Origin of the sequence: Paenirhodobacter populi (genome assembly GCF_004022215.1) — a bacterium.
GTDB classification, from domain to species: Bacteria; Pseudomonadota; Alphaproteobacteria; order Rhodobacterales; family Rhodobacteraceae; genus Rhodobacter; species Rhodobacter populi.
In genome coordinates this window covers 1-1,119 of the sequence record NZ_SAUZ01000076.1, presented here as the reverse complement: position 1 = coordinate 1,119, position 1,119 = coordinate 1, and the positions used below count along the sequence as shown (strand labels likewise).

The following is a 1,119-nucleotide window of genomic DNA, read 5'->3' as shown; positions in this document are numbered from 1 at the left end:
CATGATGATGGCCGCATCAGAGGCCGGACACATGTCAGCACCCGATGGCGCAAAAGAAGCTCTGAAGATCCCTCTTGCGCAAGGGGCGGTTACACATGTTGCACTATCCTGTTGGTTCACGGATTCATGTTTGTGAGGCAGCGGTTTAGGTTAACTCCATGAGCAAACCTGTCCCTGTTTTCCGCACGACGAACTGGTCGAGCTATAGTCGGTCGCCGAAGCGCCGCGGTTCTTTGATGGTGTGGTTCGGTCCTGAGCTGGCTTGGCTCGCGGCCCCGAACGGCAAGCCGGGCCATCCTGAGAGATTCTCTGCCGCGGCGATCCAATTCTGCCTTTCGGTCAAGGTGCTGTTCGGGCTACCGCTACGGCAAACGACTGGGTTCATAGAGAGTCCGCTGAGCCTGTCCGGGCTCGACAGGCCGGTACCCTTCGTCGGGCGATCCTTCCACTGGAAGGATCGCTGATCCTTCTCAGTACACAACGCTCTGCCGCAGGCAGAAGCATCTGAAGGTGCAGATCCCATATCAGCCTGCATTCGCTCCACTGCACCTGCTGGTGGACAGCACAGGGATCAAGTTTTCGGGCGAAGGCGAATGGCACGTCCACAAGCACGGGGCCAGTCGCCGCCAGCAGTGGCGCAAAATCCATATCGGGATCGATGCTGATACACTGGAAGTGCGGGCGGTGGAGATGACCGGTAACCGCATCGGGGATGCGCCCGTTCTGCCGGGCCTGCTGGCGCAGATCCCGGCTGAAGAGCGGATCGGCAGCGTTACGGCAGATGGCATCTATGACACCAAGGGCTGCCACGGCGCCATCGCGGCCCGAGGCGCCGATGCCATCATACCCCCGCGACGAAATGCCAGGGCCTGGAAGGGCCACGATCCCGGCCTGCAGGCGCGAAACGAAGCGCTACGTGCCTGCAAACGGTTCGGACGGGCCAACTGGAAGAAATGGTCCGGATATCACCGGCGAAGTCGCGTGGAGGTGTGAGGAGGATCAGAAAACAGTCCAGTGGACTGTTTTCCCGACGATCGGATGAGATGCGTCAAGCTCCTGGGTGAGCGCATCATGGCCAGAGACTTCGACAGGCAGGATGCAGAGGTTCAGATCCGCATC

1 pseudogene is annotated in these 1,119 nt (G+C 60.2%); it reads left to right on the top strand.

Annotation, left to right across the window (positions count from 1 at the left end):
• Positions 1-158: 158 nt before the first annotated feature.
• Positions 159-1,119 (top strand): annotated as a pseudogene (locus D2T30_RS22865) (IS5 family transposase); the annotation flags it as partial.